Source organism: Streptomyces sp. NPDC014894 (assembly GCF_043080985.1).
Taxonomy (GTDB): Bacteria; Actinomycetota; Actinomycetes; order Streptomycetales; family Streptomycetaceae; genus Streptomyces.
In genome coordinates, this window is the sequence record NZ_JBIBWD010000006.1 from 223,008 (window position 1) to 238,448 (window position 15,441).

General features: G+C 72.9%; 10 protein-coding genes, 1 pseudogene and 1 CRISPR repeat array. Of the genes and pseudogenes, 3 read left to right on the forward strand and 8 right to left on the reverse strand.

Translation table 11 applies throughout. The annotated features are described in order from the left end of the window. The first annotated feature begins 95 nt into the window (after nt 1-95). Nucleotides 96-307: direct repeats of the CRISPR family, unit length 29 nt; unit sequence GGGAACACCCCCGCCTGCGCGGGGACCAC. 112 nt (nt 308-419) lie between these two features. The 3 genes and pseudogenes from cas2e to cas6e all read right to left on the reverse strand — a co-directional run bounded on the left by cas2e (nt 420) and on the right by cas6e (nt 2,184). Then, nucleotides 420-782, reverse strand: a complete 363-nt coding sequence (cas2e, locus tag ACF089_RS16845; RefSeq protein WP_392026761.1) for a type I-E CRISPR-associated endoribonuclease Cas2e — start codon at nt 780-782, stop codon at nt 420-422. Continuing rightward, nucleotides 779-1,465: pseudogene (locus tag ACF089_RS16850) on the reverse strand (hypothetical protein). Before ACF089_RS16850 ends, cas2e begins: the two are co-directional and overlap by 4 nt. Then, a complete protein-coding gene (gene cas6e, locus ACF089_RS16855) occupies nt 1,462-2,184 on the reverse strand; it encodes a type I-E CRISPR-associated protein Cas6/Cse3/CasE (RefSeq protein ID WP_392026763.1) in 723 nt (240 codons plus the stop codon). The pseudogene ACF089_RS16850 and the gene cas6e overlap by 4 nt, the downstream one beginning before the upstream one ends. Before the next feature lie 140 nt (nt 2,185-2,324). Between cas6e and ACF089_RS16860 the strand changes: the two genes are divergently transcribed. After that, the gene (locus ACF089_RS16860; RefSeq protein WP_392026764.1) at nt 2,325-2,792 is read left to right on the forward strand and encodes a thioesterase II family protein; all 468 of its coding nucleotides are present in this window, start codon (nt 2,325-2,327) and stop codon (nt 2,790-2,792) included. Between the two features lie 225 nt (nt 2,793-3,017). Here ACF089_RS16860 and ACF089_RS16865 read toward each other — a convergent pair whose 3' ends face one another. Both ACF089_RS16865 and ACF089_RS16870 read right to left on the reverse strand, forming a co-directional pair. Next, nucleotides 3,018-4,355 carry a class I SAM-dependent RNA methyltransferase gene (locus ACF089_RS16865; RefSeq protein ID WP_392026766.1) on the reverse strand — a complete coding sequence of 446 codons (1,338 nt, stop codon included), beginning with the start codon at nt 4,353-4,355 and terminating at the stop codon, nt 3,018-3,020. A 120-nt stretch (nt 4,356-4,475) separates the two neighbouring features. Further along, nucleotides 4,476-6,521, reverse strand: coding sequence for an APC family permease (locus ACF089_RS16870; RefSeq protein ID WP_392026768.1), 2,046 nt, complete (start codon nt 6,519-6,521; stop codon nt 4,476-4,478). Between the two features lie 213 nt (nt 6,522-6,734). Between ACF089_RS16870 and ACF089_RS16875 the strand changes: the two genes are divergently transcribed. Both ACF089_RS16875 and ACF089_RS16880 read left to right on the forward strand, forming a co-directional pair. Continuing rightward, on the forward strand, nt 6,735-7,403 hold the full coding sequence (locus ACF089_RS16875; RefSeq protein WP_392027199.1) for an NAD-binding protein: 669 nt from the start codon (nt 6,735-6,737) through the stop codon (nt 7,401-7,403). Then, nucleotides 7,403-8,071 carry a potassium channel family protein gene (locus tag ACF089_RS16880; protein WP_392026770.1) on the forward strand — a complete coding sequence of 223 codons (669 nt, stop codon included), beginning with the start codon at nt 7,403-7,405 and terminating at the stop codon, nt 8,069-8,071. The genes ACF089_RS16875 and ACF089_RS16880 overlap by 1 nt, the downstream gene beginning before the upstream one ends. A gap of 195 nt (nt 8,072-8,266) precedes the next feature. Here the strand turns inward: ACF089_RS16880 and ACF089_RS16885 are convergent, their stop codons facing one another. The 3 genes from ACF089_RS16885 to ACF089_RS16895 are packed head-to-tail and all read right to left on the reverse strand — an operon-like array spanning nt 8,267 to nt 15,436. Next, nucleotides 8,267-9,226, reverse strand: coding sequence for an ATP-binding cassette domain-containing protein (locus ACF089_RS16885; protein ID WP_392026771.1), 960 nt, complete (start codon nt 9,224-9,226; stop codon nt 8,267-8,269). Continuing rightward, entirely contained in the window at nt 9,223-11,970 is a 2,748-nt protein-coding gene (locus ACF089_RS16890) for an FtsX-like permease family protein (protein WP_392026772.1), read from the reverse strand. The genes ACF089_RS16885 and ACF089_RS16890 overlap by 4 nt, the downstream gene beginning before the upstream one ends. Before the next feature lies 1 nt (nt 11,971). Next, a complete protein-coding gene (locus ACF089_RS16895) occupies nt 11,972-15,436 on the reverse strand; it encodes an FtsX-like permease family protein (RefSeq protein WP_392026773.1) in 3,465 nt (1,154 codons plus the stop codon). Between the last annotated feature and the right edge of the window lie 5 nt (nt 15,437-15,441).

Consider the following 15,441-nt stretch of genomic DNA (forward strand, 5'->3'; position numbering starts at 1 on the left):
GATTGTGGCGAATTCGGGGTCCCGAGCGTCATATGAGCGTCAAGCCCAAGATGACCCGACCACTCGCCCTTGCCGTCGCCCGGCCAGCGCAAGCCGGGAACACCCCCGCCTGCGCGGGGACCACGGGCACGTCAGCGAGGCTGAGGCGGGCGAGATGGGAACACCCCCGCCTGCGCGGGGACCACGACACCTGCAACGTCGGCAGCGGCCTGAGCGAGGGAACACCCCCGCCTGCGCGGGGACCACAACAGGTCAGACGGTGAGCGGCTGGGGTTTCACGGAACACCCCCGCCTGCGCGGGGACCACCCTTACCCACCTGCGGCTTTATGGCGCGCAGGGGCTGCTTTTACTTACTTCTACAGATCTCGACATAACAACTATTTCGCCTCTTTCTGTGTGGATTGCCGCAGGCTCATCTCTACCGTCCACCGAATCTCCGTCGTTTGGCGGCGTTACTCCACCCCGGACGCGGGTTCTGAGGCGTTCGGGTTTCTTCTTGTGAGGTTGCGGGATTTGGGCGTCGGAGCAAGGTGAGGCCTTCGTGGTCAATGGGACGCCAGGCATGGTCGTGTGTGTAAAAGGTGAAGCCTTGCTCGTTGTTGGTCTGGTGGACCAGAAGGGCACGGCCTTGGTCCGCGTATTGGCGAACTTCTGCCCAGAGAGCGTCGCGTACGCGAGCCGATGGGGCGCCCACGAAAACGCCGGCGGAGATCTCCAGGAGCCAGCGGGTGAGAAAGCCACGCAGTCCGGAGGGGCAGTTGGCGAGGATGATGACGGTCACCAGAGCGACTCGTCCCCGTAGTTGCGGCCGCTTGGGACGTGCGTGTCGCTGTCCGACTGCAAGGTCATCCGGTCCTGTCCGTCTGCCGTTTCGCGAGTACCGTCTTAAGAAAGAAGGTGCTTGATGTCACGCACGCACCGGTCGAGCAGTCCCGTCTCGTTGATGCGGTCTCGCAGAGCCCGGCGGGTGCGGGATGCGATGTCTTCCTCGCCCTCGGCTGCGGCGTCGAACGCCGCCGGAATCGCGACGTCTGTCTTGTACAGGTCGGCCACGTCCATGACGAAGGAGCGCTCGTTCCCGGAGTGGACAAAACCCAGAGCGGGTGAGCAGCCCAGTGCGGAGATGTGGGCGATTCCGTACATGCACTGCCCGGCAGCTGTGATGCCCTGGTTGGGGGCGTCGCCGACGTAGAAGCGTACTCCGTGCTCGCCCACCCATACCACTGCGGCACCGCACTCTCCGAGGACGAGCATCGCCTGATGGGTGACGCGTGTGCCAGGGCCAAGGAGAAGGGTTCCGATGGTCGCGGACGGGATGTGCCTCACTCCGTCCGCGTCCGTCGCGGTGATGGCGTTGTCCTCACGGTGCACGGTGCACCGTTCCAGGTAGACGAATGACACGCGGTCACCGACCCGTGTGAGTTCACGTGGAGACAGGGCGCCCCGGCGGCTGACGGTGCTCACTTTCCCCCCACGGGGGCCAGGGTCATCAGGCCGCAGCCGTAGGCCTTTGCCTTGCCCAGACCCTGGGCGAGGGTACGACGGAGCAGAGCGGGATCGGTGATCCTCAGCCGGCCGTCGAAGGTGACCCGGGTGAAGCGAACATCCTGCATGGGCTGATTCGCGGGACTACGACGAAACTGGAGTGGGTGATGGTCCCGAACGATCAACTCGTGCTCGTCGCCGTACTCGGTCAGCTGACGGTCAGCCGGCTTCCGGACGACTTCGAAGCCCGCTTGCTCCTGCCGCTTGAGCAGCCACCCCAACTGGTGGCGTGGTCCGACGTGCGCGGCCCGCTTGGTGGGAGCGCCTGCCTTGTCTCCTGGTCTGCGGATGTTGTGGACCGGGTTTGCCGTGAGCCTGAAATTCCAGGTATCTCCCTCGCGGAGGGCATCGAGGAACTCGCCGTAACGGAAGGTGCTCCAGCCCGGTGTCTCCAGCGCGGGCCAGCCGGCCTGCTCGACCAGATGGGTCAGATCGGGGAGGCCCGGACTGACGATGAAGAGCTTCGGCCTGTCCTGGGGATCGTGATCGACACGCCACAGGACGCGTGGTCCCTGGCCCTCTCGGGACGGTAGCTCAGGGAATGCCATGTTCACGGCTCCGTGCATGAGGTGCGGTGAGCCAAGCAGCCGACGGGCCTCAAACCGACCAGTGTTGACGCGGAATTGTGTCAGGTACATCAGCTGGTCCTCGGGGGAGCGGTCCTCACGGGCTTGAGACCGGTCGTCGGTTCGTGGGGTGGTGCCGCGGGTGTGGGGGAGGCCGGGAGGGGTGGGGTGGTGACGTGGCCGGTACGGACGCCGCGCAGCCCATACAAACGATGCCTCGGATTGAAACTCAACGGGATGTCCCGAATGGAGATGTGCGGATCCTCGCCGACTGCGCTGTCGATCAATATGTCCAGGTCCTTCACCGCGTTCACCCGGCTCCGACGGCGGCGTACGTACCAGTCCGACATCACGCCGGCGGCTCACACCTGCTCTACCGGGGCTGGGCGGAGCACTTCCCCCAGGACTGGGAGCTCTGTCTCCTGGAGGCCCCCGGCCGAGGGCAGCTGCAGGCAGTGCCGCTGATCGACGACTGCGACCGGCTGGTCGACTACTTCCACACCGCGATCGAGCCGCTGTTCGGCCGGCCCTTCGGGTTCTTCGGCCACGGCATGGGCACCGCCATCGCCTACCAGCTCACCCGCCGACTGCACCATGATGGGGACCCGCTCCCGGCCTGGCTGGGTGTCCGCCTACGGCACCGCACAAGGCGAGGCCCACCGACGGACGCCCTCACCTGATGTCCGACGACGAGCTGCGCGGCCGGCTGCGGAACGTCGGCGGCAGCACGCCGCAGCTCCTCGATAATGAGGCTGTCTGGCACCAGTTCGCCCCGGGTGTTCCGCAAGGACTTCACGCTCTTGGACGCCTGGGCTCCTGCCCACGACCCCGAACCGCTGCCCGTTCCGCTCTCAGCATTCGGGGGCCGCCACGACAAACTGAATGCACATCGACGAAACCGCAGGTCAGTCGTCCTTCTTCACCGGCTCCAGAATCGCCACGCACTCCACGTGGTGCGTCATCGGAAAGAGGTCGAACGCCCGCAGCGTCCGCGAGCGGTAACCCGCCTCGCGGAAGTACGCCAGGTCGCGCGCGAGGGCCGCCGGGTCGCAGGCGACGTAGGCGATGCGGCGGGCGCCGAGGGAGGCGAGGTGGCGGACGGTCTGCTTGCCGGCGCCGGCGCGGGGCGGGTCGAGGACGATGAGGTCGGTCTCGGTGATCTTGGTACGGGGGAGGACCTGGTCGACCTTGCCCTGTTCGACGCGGACGCGCTCCAGGTCGCGCAGGTTGTGGCGGGCATCCTCCACCGCGCGCTTGGAGGACTCGATGCCGAGGACGGCGCCCTCGTCGCCGACCCGCTCGGCGATCGCGCCCGCGAACAGGCCGACGCCGCAGTAGAGATCGAGCGCGGTCTCGCCCTTGCGCGGCATCAGACCCTGCATCACGGCCTTCACCAGCACATCCGCCGCCTGCGGATGCACCTGCCAGAAGCCGCCCGCGCCGACGCGGTAGGTCCGGCCGTCGGCGCGCTCGCGGACGAAGGCGCGGCCGTGCACCCGGTGCACGCCGCCGTCGCGCTCGTCGACCCGCATCACCGAGACCGGCTTGTCCAGCTCCACCAGGGGCAGCCGACCGCCGGGGGCCGGGGTGAGGATGACCTGCCGGTCGCTGGACCCGGTCGCCGCGATCGCCTCCACCGACGCCATCTGCGGCCACTCCCGCTTCTCGACGCCCAGCTCGCTGACGCCCGGCGCCGCGATCAGACAGTGGTCGACCGGCTCGACATCGTGGGAGCGGTGCTTGCGCAGCCCCGCGTTGCCGTCCGCGTCGATCGCGTACTGCACCCGAGTCCGCCAGGCAGGCACCTCGCCCGCGGGCGCCTTGTCGCCGGGGGCCGGCATGACCGTGCCGTCCCAGCCGGCCTCCTCGGGGGTGAGACCGGCGAGCCGCTGGAGCTGCTCGATGATCACCTCGCCCTTGAAGCGGCGCTGCGCGCCGGGCTTCACATGCTGCCAGTCGCAGCCGCCGCAGCGGCCCGGGCCGGAGAACGGGCAGGGGGCCTCGATCCGGTCCTTGGCCGGCTCGATGATCCGTACCGCGTCCGCGCGCAGAAAGCGGGAGTCGGTGTCGCCCTCGGTGACCCGGGCGACGATCTTCTCGCCGGGCAGTGTGTGCCGGACGAAGAGCACCCGGCCGCCCTCGGTGCGGGCGATGCAGTGCCCGCCGTGCGCGACGGGGCCCACCTCGACCTCGTACTCCTCCCCGACCAGGGAGGCAAGCGAAGAATCGGAGGCGTTCTGCATGGCGGGGTGACTCCAGAGTTTCGGTGTACGGGGCGGTCGCCGTGGGTGACCGCGCGGGCCCGGGGCCCGGAAGGAGGGGCAGCCCACCAGTCTACGTCGGCCGGAGGCGGCCGGCCGACGTCACTCCCGATGGACGGAGTCCGGGGCGCGGTCGACCGGACCCCGGCGCACCGCCCCGGGCGCGCTCCAGTTCTGGCGGCGGCGCGCCCGTTTCCGGGCCGCCTCCGAGGAGACCAGCTGATACGGCACCGAGGTCACCATCACCCCCGGGGTGAAGAGCAGCCGGCCCTTGAGCCGCAGCGCGCTCTGGTTGTGGAGCAGATGCTCGTACCAGTGCCCCACCACGTACTCGGGGATCACCACGCTGACCACGTCGCGCGGGCTCTCCCGGCGCAGCCCCCGGACGTATTCGATCACCGGCCGGGTGATCTCCCGGTACGGCGAGTCCAGGATCTTCAGCGGTACGTTGATGCGCCGCCGCTCCCACTCGGCCCGCAGCGCCCTGGTCTCCTCCGGGTCCACGTTGATGCTGAGCGCCTCCAGCTTGTCGACGCGCATCAGCCGGGCGTACGCGAGGGCCCGCAGGGTCGGCCGGTGGATCCGGGAGACCAGCACGATGGCGTGCACCCGGGACGGCCGTACGCTGTCGTCGCTCGGCTCGTCGGTCGCCGCGATCTCGTCGGCGACCCGGTCGTAGTGCCGGCGGATCGCGCTCATCGTCCCGTAGAAGATCACCATGCCCAGCAGAGCCACCCAGGCCCCATGGGTGAATTTGGTGGCCAGCACGATCACCAGCACCAGGCCGGTGAAGAGGGCCCCGAAGGCGTTGATGGCCCGTGAACGGATCATGTGCCGGCGCTTGGCCGGATTCTTCTCCGTGCGCAGATGACGGTTCCAGTGCCGCACCATGCCGGTCTGGCTGAGAGTGAACGATACGAACACGCCGACGATGTAGAGCTGGATCAGCTTGGTCGAATCCGCGCCGTACACCCACACCAGCAGCGCGGCCGCCCCGGCGAGCAGCACGATCCCATTGGAGAAGGCGAGCCGGTCGCCGCGGGTGTGCAGCTGACGCGGCAGATAGCGGTCCTGAGCCAGTATCGAGCCGAGCAGTGGGAATCCGTTGTACGCGGTGTTGGCGGCCAGGAAGAGGACCAGTGCGGTGGCCGCGGCGAGGAGTACGAAGAAGAAGGTGCCGTCGCCGAAAACGGCCGCCGCCACCTGCGAGATCACCGGATCCTGGATATAGCCGTCGCCGACCGGGACCCCGTCGCTGAGCAGATCCTTGGCGGGCTGTTCGGCCATCTTCACATCGGTGGCCATCGCCAGCCCGATGATTCCGCAGAACATGACGACCGCCAGCAGCCCCATCAGCGCCAGGGTGCTCGCCGCGTTCTTCGATTTCGGCTTGCGGAAGGCCGGCACGCCATTGCTGATCGCCTCCACGCCGGTGAGCGCGGCACAGCCCGAGGAGAAGGCCCGCAGCAGCAGAAAGACCAGTGCGAATCCCGCGAGACCCTGATGCTCCGCCTTGATTTCGAAATCCGCGGTGGGCGCCTTCATCGTTTCGCCGAGAACAAGACCCTGGTAAGCACCCCAGCAGATCATGAGGACGACACCGGTGACGAACACATAAGTGGGAATCGCGAAGAGCTTGCCCGACTCCCTGACACCGCGCAGATTCATCACCGTCAGCAGCGCGATGATCGCCACCGCGCACAGCACCTTGTTCTCCACCACGAACGGAATCGCCGAACCGAGATTCTCCACCCCGGAGGAGATGGAGACGGCCACGGTCAGTACATAGTCCACCAGCAGAGCGCTCGCGACCGTCAGCCCCGCCTTCGGCCCGAGATTGGTGTTGGCGACCTCGTAGTCCCCGCCGCCGCTCGGATAGGCGTGCACGTTCTGCCGGTAGGAGGCGACCACCGTGAACATCAGGACGACGACGGCGAGCGCGATCCAGGGGCTGTACTGGTACGCCGACACTCCGGCGACCGAGAGCACCAGGAGGACCTCGCCCGGCGCGTACGCCACGGAGGACAGCGGGTCGGAGGCGAAGACCGGCAGCGCGATGCGCTTCGGGAGGAGTGTCTCCCCCAGCCGGTCACTGCGCAGAGCCCTGCCGATGAGAATCCGTTTGGGCAGGTCGGTCAGTTTGGACACGGTGAGGATCGTAAGGGTTCGATATGGGTCGGAGCACACCCACCACCCCCGCGCCCGGGCGGAATCTCCCGCTCCTCTCACTGCCCGGTGTCCGGCCCGTACCGCGTATGTGTAGCTTGGGCCAAGGTCTGAGACCCTTTAAGCCAGAGCACCGTTAAATACTGAGCAAAGAAATGCCGCATGCCGAGGGCAGTGGCAGCCGGAAGGACGGTCGTGCACATCGTCATCATGGGATGCGGGCGAGTGGGAGCCGCTCTCGCGCAGACCCTGGAGCAGCAGGGGCACACGGTCGCGGTGGTCGACCAGGACCCCACGGCCTTCCGCCGGCTGGGCTCCTCCTTCGGGGGCCGCCGGGTCACCGGGGTGGGATTCGACCAGGACACCCTGCGCGAGGCCGGCATCGAGGACGCCGGCGCCTTCGCCGCCGTCAGCAGCGGCGACAACTCCAACATCATCGCCGCGCGGGTCGCCCGCGAGATGTTCAACATCGAGAACGTCGCGGCCCGGATCTACGACCCGCGCCGCGCCGAGGTCTATCAGCGCCTCGGCATCCCGACCGTCGCCACGGTCCGCTGGACGGCGGACCAGATGCTGCGCCGGCTGCTGCCCTCCGGCGCCGAGCCGCTGTGGCGCGACCCGAGCGGCGCGGTCCAGCTCGCCGAGGTGTACACCTCCCCGAGCTGGGTCGGGCACAAGGTCAGCGACCTCCAGGACGAGACGGGCGTACGGGTCGCGTTCCTGACCCGGCTGGGCGAGGCGGTGCTGCCGACCTCGCAGACCGTCTTCCAGGAGGGCGACCTGGTGCATGTGATGATGCGGACGGACGACATCGAGAAGGTCGAGGCGGCCTTCGCCGAAGGCCCCGAGGAGGACGGGAACTGATGCGGGTCGCTATCGCGGGCGCCGGCGCGGTGGGCCGTTCCATCGCCGGGGAACTGCTGGAGAACGGGCACGAGGTTCTGCTCGTCGACAAGGCGCCCACCGCCATCTCGGTGGAGCGGGTGCCGAGGGCCGAATGGCTGCTCGCCGACGCGTGCGAGATCACCTCGCTCGACGAGGCGGCGCTCCAGCGCTGCCATGTGGTGATCGCCGCGACCGGTGACGACAAGGTCAATCTGGTCGTGTCGCTGCTGGCGAAGACGGAGTACGGGGTGCCCCGGGTGGTGGCCCGGGTCAACAACCCCAAGAACGAGTGGCTCTTCAACGAGTCCTGGGGCGTCGACGTCGCGGTCTCCACCCCGCGTCTGATGTCGGCGCTGGTCGAGGAGGCGGTGAGCGTCGGCGATCTCGTACGGCTGTTCCGTTTCAGCCATGGCGACGCCAATCTCGTCGAGCTGACGCTGCCCCCGGAGTCGGCGCTCGCCGGTACGCCGGTGGGGGCGGTGGACTGGCCGGAGGACACCTCGCTGGTGACGATCATCCGCGGTTCGCGGGTGCTGGCGCCCAGCACCGAGGAGACGCTGGAGGCGGGCGACGAACTCCTCTTCGTCGCGGCGCAGGCCCGCGAGGAGCAGCTGGAGGAACTGCTCTCGGTGCGCCGGGAGCTGTAGCCGGGCGGGGCGTGGCGGGAGCCGGGAGCCGGGGGCACGGGGGCCGGGGGAGTTCGGCGAGGGCGCGCGCCCCCGTGCCCCACGCCCCCGGGCCTCGGAAGCAGGCGTTCCGGCCCGCGCGCCCGTCCGCCGGAGCCCGGAGCCTGACCCCGCGCCCCCGTGCCCCGCGCCCCCCGGCGCGCACCCGGGCGCCCCCTACCCCTCCTCCGGAGTGTCCGGCCGGATCTCGATATGGTCCGGCTCCAGCTCCAGCAGCACCCGGTCCCGCATCCCCAGCGCCTCGGTGTACTCCGCCGGGAGCTGGAGCCGTCCCGCGCGGTCGAGCATCGCGTACTCCCGCGCCACCAGCGACTCCTGACCCGTCGCCATGTCGACCTCCGTACGCCGCAGGATCTCCGTCGAGGTGCGGCCGTCCCGGATCGCGACCGTACGGCGGACCTCGGCGGCCACCGCCTGGTCATGGGTGACGATCACGATCGTGGTGCCCAGCTCCTCGTTGGCCGTGCGGAAGGCCGCGAAGATCTGCTCCGCCGTGTGCGAGTCCAGCTCGCCCGTCGGCTCGTCCGCCAGCAGCACCGACGGCTCGTTCGCCAGCGCCACCGCGATCGCCACCCGCTGCTGCTGCCCGCCGGACATCTGCTCCGGTCTGCGGTCCCGGCAGTCGGCGACGTCCAGCAGCGAGAGCAGCGACTCGGCCCGCTCGGCGCGCGCCCGGCCCCGGCCGGCCGCCCGGCCCCGCAACTGCATCGGCAGCGCCACATTCTGCGCCGCCGTCAGAAACGGCAGCAGATTGCGGGCCGTCTGCTGCCAGACGAACCCGACCACCTCGCGCCGATAGCGCAGCCGCTCCTTCGCGCCCATCGCCAGCAGATCGCACCCCGCGACCGACGCCGCCCCCGCCGTCGGCTCGTCGAGCCCGGCGAGAATGTTCATCAGCGTCGACTTGCCGCTCCCCGAGGCCCCCACCAGCGCCATCAGCTCGCCCTGACGGACCAGCAGATCGAGCCCCTGGAGCGCCTGCACCTCCACACCGTCCGCCGAGAAGACGCGTACCAGCCGGTCGCAGCTGATCAGCGCGTCGTGGCCGTACTCGGGAGCGGCCCGTCCGGCCGCCGCCCGCCGCTCCAGCTCCCGAAGATCCGGGGAATCGGTCATCGTGGGTCTCCCACCCTCAGCTCGGTCGTCGTCCTGCGCCGGGTGGTCAGATACGCCTGCGCCGCGGCCACCCCCGCCGCGATCGTCACCACGGCCAGCGCGGGCAGCAGCAGACTCCACGGGTCGGCCCGCAGCCGCACCGGCCCCAGCGCGTCGAACCGCCCCTGACCGGCCAGCGCCAGCCGGGCCAGATCGATGCCGGGGGAGAGCAGCTCGATCGCCGCCCATCCCACCAGCGCCCCGCCCGCCCCGGCGAGCAGCGTCTGCGGCAGATTCTCCAGAATCAGCAGCCGTCTGCCCTGACGGCGGGTCAGCCCCATCGTCCGCAGCCGGGCCAGCAGCGCGGCCCGCTCCGGCGCGGCCCGCGTCAGCGACAGCAGCAGCGCGAGCACCGCGTATCCCGCGCCCGCCGCCGCGGCCACCGCGTAGAGCCGGCCCGCGCCGCGCTGCACCGGCTCGTCGGCGAGGCCCGCCCGCTCGTCGGCGCGCAGCAGCACGGCGGCGGAGCGCGGAGCCGCCGCGGTGAGATCCGGCCCGGACACGGACGGACCCGAGACCAGCAGCGTGGTGGGCTCCCGGTCGACCGGCAGCCCCGCCGCGTCGACGATCAGGAAGTCCCCGTCGGCCATGGCGGGCGTGGTCGGCCGCACCCCCGTCACCCGGACCGAGAACGACCCGTCCGGCACGGCGACGGTGGCCGTCCCCTCCCCGAGCCGCGCGGCGACCGAGGGCGACGCGATCGCGGGCAGCGGGCCGGAGGACTTCCGCAGCTCGCCCGCGCCGAACGAATCGTGCCCGGTGGCGGCGGACAGCCGCGCGTAGGAGCCGGGGTCGACCGCGAGCAGGGTGACGATGTCATGCTCGGAGTCCAGCATGTCGAGGTCGAACTCCCGGCGTACGGCGGTCACCTCCCGCACCCCGGACACCTCGCCGACCCTGGCGGCGAGCCCCTCGGGCAGCTCGTCGCCGGCCGCCTCGATCCGGGCGTCCGCGCCCACCGCGAACAGCGCGGCCCGGTCCCGGGCGTCGGCCACCCCGGCGAGCACCGAACCGCCGAACGCGGCCGTCGTCAGCGCCACCAGCAGCGCCAGCAGCGGCAGCGCCGTGGTGGCGGGGGCCCGGCCCGCGCGGGCCAGCGACAGAAAGCCGATCGCGCCGCGCCGCCGCGCCATGGGCAGCGCCAGCAGCCGCAGCGGCAGCGGATACAGCCGTACGAGCACCAGCGCGGCCACCACGCCCACCAGCACCGGCGCGGCGCTGACCAGCCAGTCCACCTCGCCCTCCGCCGTACCGCGCCGCCGCAGGGCGACGGCCGCCGCCACCGCCAGCGCCGCCAGGGTCAGTTCGGCGACCGCGCGGCGGCGCGAGGTCCTGGGGCGTACGGCGTCCTCCCGCTCGCCGTGCGGCCGGTGTCCGCGGTGAAGCAGGACGGCCCGCAGCGGCAGGGTCGCCGAGGCCACGACCGCCACCGCGGCCGAGGCGAGCAGGGTGGGCGCCAGCCGGCCGCCGGGCAGCAGGACGACGGCGAGGGCGCAGCCGGCCGCAGCGGCGGGGAGCACCGGGACGGCGACCTCCGCCAGCAGCCGCCCGGCCAGGCCGCCCAGCGAGGCGCCGCGCGACCGCAGCAGGGTCAGCTCGCTCCGGCGGCGCGCCGCCGCCAGCCCGCCGGCCATCACCAGCACGACCGCCGCGACGGATCCGACGCCGAACGCGCCCACCGCCACCACCGGTCCGATCACGGACAGCGTGTCCTCGTGGCGGCGGAGCAGATCGTCCAGGCCGGACTCCACCTCCAGCTCCGGCGAGACGGCCCGGCGCAGCGCGCTCTGCGCGGGCCCCCGCTCCACCGAGGCGACCGCCTGCCGCAGCCGGGCCGGATCGGCGCCGCCCAGCGCCTTCGGGTCGACGGCGAGCCGCCAGTACGCCTCGGCGGCCTCGGGCAGTGAGAGCAGGGCGGGGGCGGCCTCGGGCGGCAGCAGCAGCGCGCCGTGCCAGTAGGGCGCGGGCGACGGTCCCGACGTCCACCGCTTCGCGGGAACGGCCAGCACCGGCTCGACGCTCCAGTAGCTCAGCCCGGGGCGCAGCGGTTCGACGATGCCGGTGACGGTGACCGCGAGCGGGCCCTCGTTCCCGTCCCGGGGCAGATGGACGGTCGAGCCGACCTCGATCCGCAGCGCGGCGGCCGTCCGCACGGTGACCGCGCCCTCCACCCGGGCGGTCGTCGGCCCGGTGCTTCCGGCCTTCGGCAGCCTGCCCGAGCGGAGCGCGGAGTGCCGTTCGAGCCCGGACTGCGAGCTGACGGTGAACACCGGAGCGCCGCCCTCCAGCTCGGGCAGCCAGGGATCGTCCGCCGAGACCGGCGCGACGGTGCGCGCCCCGTACGCGGACTGCGCGCCGTCGGCCCGCAGCGGCTCCGGCAGCCGGTCCAGGATCTTCCGGTACCGCTCGGTCAGCCGCTCCCCGCGCAGCGCGGCGGCCTTCCGCCCCGGCGGGTCGTCGGACGCCGGGGCGGCCGACAGCCCGATCACGCTCTGCTGGGGGGCGGCGGTGCTCATCGCACGGCTCAGCCCCTCGCCCTCGTACGCCTCCACCGCGCGCGGGAACGCCCCGGCGAGGAAGGAGGTGACGAGGACGAGCAGGGCCAGCGAGAGGGCGGCCCCGGGCGCGGTGCGCAGCCGGGTGCGCACCCATGGCGCGACGGCCCCGCGTGCGGGCGGCGCCCCCCGGTCGGCTGGGTCGGTCACGTCATTCCCCTCCCTGGACGCGCAGCGCCGACGCGGGGTCGCCGCGTCGCAGCGCCAGCGCCGTCACCATCAGCACGGGCGCGGCGGCGATCACGGCCAGCAGCAGCGCGACCCGGCCCGCGGGCAGTTCCACCAGCACCGCGGGGACCGGCTGGGCGGCCCGCCCGGTCAGCACGATCAGCGGGACCACGGCCCGGGTCAGCACCGCGCCGATGGCGACGCCGATGCCCAGGGCCAGCGCGATCAGCGGGAACCCCTCGGCGGCCAGCAGCGACGCCAGCTGCCGCCGGGGCGCGCCGAGCGCCCGCAGCACCGCGAACTCGGCCGAACGCTCCCGCAGCGCGCCCACCGTGGAGACCGCGAACCCGACCGCGGCCAGCGCGGCGGCGGCCAGCGTCACCGCGAGGAGCGCGGACTGCGGGCCCGCGCCCAGCGGATCGTCGTGCAGCTCGTCGGCGATCTCGTCCCGCACCAGGACCTGGCCCGGATCCAGCTCGGGCCGCTCGCGCAGCTCGGCGGCGACCCCGGCGGCCGCGCCGGGCGCGGTGAAGAGCCACCACTCGGTCGCCGGGAGCGCGGCGTCGGGGCGCTGGGCGAGGACGCTGTTGACGGCCCGCAGATCGAGCAGGATCGCGCCGCCGTCGGTGGCGGCGGGTCCGGCGCCGGAGCCGCCGACCGCGCCGTCCATGGTGCCGCCGTGCGCCCTGCTCACCCCGGGGCCCGTCGTCGGCAGGTGCGCCAGCTCGCCCGCGATCCGCACCTCGACATCGCCGCCGGGCATCGGCACGTTCACCACCGAACCGACCTTCGCGGCGGCCGATTCGAGGAACCGCCGGTCCGCCAGCGCGGCCGGCACGGCGGGCGCGGGCCGCTTCACCGAGGCCCGTACGGTCACCACGCGGCCGCCGGGCCACTCGGGGACGGCCTTGCCCGTGTGGTACGAGATGTCCATCAGGTCGCCGGCGGGGGAGCGCACCCCCGTCACGGCCGGGCGGGCCTCCGTCCCGTCGGTGAGACCGGGCTCCACATTGGCGCTCGCCCGCGCCTTCCAGACCGTGCCCTCCGGAGCCGCGACCGGCCGCAAGGCGCCGTCGCCGCCCGCCGCCCGCAGACCGTGGAGCGTGAACCGCTTGGGCACGATCCGGTCCAGGTAGTCGCCCTCCTCGAACTCCACCGCCGTCAGCGCGAGCGGACCGGCCGGCCTGCCGGCCGGGGCCCCCGCCGCACGGGCGAGGTCGAGCGTCAGCGAACGCCGCTCGCCGTCCGGGCGGACCGTGCCGAGCGGCATCCGGTACGGCACCCCGAAACGGTCCTCGACGGTCACCGTGAGCGCGGCCTCGGCCGTCTCCGGGACCCCGTCCACGTCCGGCGGCCCCGGAGTGCCCGGCGGCGCGCGGAGGGTGAGGTCGAGCGTCAGCCGCTCGCTCCCGGCGGGCAGCACGATCCCGGCGCGCCGCTCGGTCCCGGGGGTGCTCCGGGAGCCCTCGCCGGTGTGCCCCGCCTCGCTCCGCGACGCCTCCCCGGCGGCGCCCCCGGGCCGCAGCGGAGCCAGGAACCGGTCCGGACCGCCGTCGCCCGCGAGATCGCCCCGGAGCCGCAGCCGCCCGTCGGCCGCCGAGGCGTCCAGCGCCAGTACGGTCGCCTCCTTGCCGCCCGACAGCGACATCGAGCCCCGGGCGGCGGGCGCGGCGCGCACGCCCTTCATCCCGTCGTACGCCCCGCTCTGCCCGAACGGCGGCACCGCGCCGCCGTCCAGCACCCGCACCGGGGACCCGGCCGCGAAGTCCGCCTGATCGTCCTGGGAGCGGTCCCACGAAGCGCCCTGGCCGATCGCCAGCATGCCCATCGCCACCGCCAGCACCAGCAGCAGCACCGGACCCGCGCCGCGCATCGGCCGGCGGCTGAACTGCCAGCCCGCGAGCGGCGCGGTCAGCCCCCGGCCCCGGGCGGCGCGGCGCTCAGCGAAACGGGCCGCGGGGGGCAGCAGCCGCAGGGTCAGCACGGTCCCGGCGAGCAGCGCGAGCGCGGGCGCGACCACCAGCAGCGGATCGATGCCCAGCTCCCCGGCCCGGTCGCCGCTCAGCGCGCCGCTGCCGGACGTACGCCGCTCCAGCTGCCAGAACGCCACCCCGGCCACCGCGAGCAGCGCCACATCCGCCCCGGCCCGCAGCGGACCGGGCAGCGAACCGGCCCGGCCGCGCGGGGCCCGGGCCGCGGCCAGCGCCGGGGCGACCACCGCCGCCGCGCACGCCAGCGCCACCGCCGCGCCCGTCAGCCACGCCGAGACGGTCGCCCCGGTCTCGATCCGCAGCCCGATCCTGGCCAGCAGCCCCCGGCCGGCGAGCAGCCGGGTCAGCGGACCGGCCAGCAGCGGGGCGAGGGCGGCGGCGGGCAGCGCCAGCAGCAGCGCCTCCAGGGCGGAGAGCCCGGCGATCCGGCCCCGGGACGCGCCCCTGGCCAGCAGGAACCGGGTCTCGCCCGCGCGCTCGCTGCTCAGCAGCCGGGCCACCAGCAGCAGCGCGTACCCGGCGAGCAGGACCAGCTGCAGCGAGACGATCAGCAGGGTCGCCCGGGACACCAGCAGCGCCCGCTCCAGCCGGTCGAGCGCGTCCGGCAGCGCGGTGCGGACGGTGACGCCGCTCTTCAGCGAGGGCTGGGTGGCGACCAGCCGCTGGCTCTCCTTCGCGGAGTCCCGCAGCGGTCCGATCCGGTCGGCGGTCAGGGCGGTGAAGTCGGCGGCGGCGAGCCAGGCCAGCTCGCCCCGGCTGATCCGCCCGGAGCCGAAGACGGCGGGATCGGTCAGCAGCGGCCCGTAGGAGCTGAAGTCGCTCTCCTTGCGCACCCCGCGCCCGGCCAGATCGTCCAGCTGCCAGTACGGGTCGGCCCGGTCGGCGGGGCGGTAGACGCCGGTCACCCGGATCCGGACCGGCTCACCGCCGAGCCGGTCCTTCAGGGTGAGCACCCGGGGCCCGGGTGAGAGCTTCAGCTCCCGGGCCGCGGCCTCGGGCAGGGCCACCTCCGCGACCCCGCCCGCCCCGCCGGGAGCGGAAGCGGGCCAGTCGCCCGAGAGCATCCGCACCCGGGAGCGGTCCACGACGGCGAAGGTGGCGAGATCGGGGTCGCCCGCGCGCCGGTCCTTCGGCCGCAGCGACGAGGGCAGCGCGTAGGGCCCGGAGAGATCGAACTGCCGCAGGGTCACCGGCAGCCCGTCGAAGGCGCGCTGCGCGCCGCGCCGGGCGTCCCGCGCGGCGGCGGCCCGGTCCTCGCCGGGGCTCTCCGAGGTGATGATCAGCGCGGCGGCCGCGGCGTCCCGGGTCCGCAGCGCGTGCCGCAGCCCGGCGTCGCCGACGGAGCCGGCGAAGGAGGTGAGGGTGGTCAGTACGGCGGTGGTGAGCAGGATCGCGAGCAGGGCCGCGGCCAGCAGCAGCCGATGTCCGCGCGCGCGGAGGAACAGAAACCCCGTCACTACTG

What these genes read in the sequence shown, in the direction of transcription:
- cas6e (WP_392026763.1), bottom strand. Translation starts at nt 2,184, where the DNA reads ATGTACCTGACACAATTCCGCGTCAACACTGGTCGGTTTGAGGCCCGT.
- ACF089_RS16860 (WP_392026764.1), top strand. Translation starts at nt 2,325, where the DNA reads ATGCCTCGGATTGAAACTCAACGGGATGTCCCGAATGGAGATGTGCGG.
- ACF089_RS16865 (WP_392026766.1), bottom strand. Translation starts at nt 4,355, where the DNA reads ATGCAGAACGCCTCCGATTCTTCGCTTGCCTCCCTGGTCGGGGAGGAG.
- ACF089_RS16880 (WP_392026770.1), top strand. Translation starts at nt 7,403, where the DNA reads ATGCGGGTCGCTATCGCGGGCGCCGGCGCGGTGGGCCGTTCCATCGCC.
- ACF089_RS16885 (WP_392026771.1), bottom strand. Translation starts at nt 9,226, where the DNA reads ATGACCGATTCCCCGGATCTTCGGGAGCTGGAGCGGCGGGCGGCGGCC.